The sequence below is a fragment of the Granulicatella sp. WM01 genome (genome assembly GCF_004570605.1).
GTDB lineage: Bacteria > Bacillota > Bacilli > Lactobacillales > Aerococcaceae > WM01.
This window is the reverse complement of sequence record NZ_SPPB01000204.1, coordinates 1-219: the sequence shown is the minus strand read 5'-3', so window position 1 is coordinate 219 and position 219 is coordinate 1. Positions and strand designations below refer to the sequence as shown.

Below are 219 nucleotides of genomic sequence, written 5' to 3'. Positions count from 1 at the left end.
AATCAGGAAGTTATGTGCCACAAATTCAAGGAGATGAGCCTAATAAGCCAGCAAATCCAGATAAAGTGCCATATGACAAGACACCAGAAGAGCCAAGTGATAACCCAGCGTTACCATACGTACCAGGGTACACACCAAAAGATAAAGATGGCAATCCATTGACACCAGTGGACCCAGAGGACAAAACAAAAGGTTATGTGCCACCAAGCATTGTGAACC

Annotated in this window: 1 protein-coding gene; it reads left to right on the top strand. The window is 44.3% G+C overall.

All coding sequences use genetic code 11. The features are described from left to right. Window positions 1-14: 14 nt before the first annotated feature. On the top strand, window positions 15-219 hold a 205-nt coding region (locus E4T68_RS09185; protein ID WP_135126101.1), incomplete at its 3' end, for a hypothetical protein.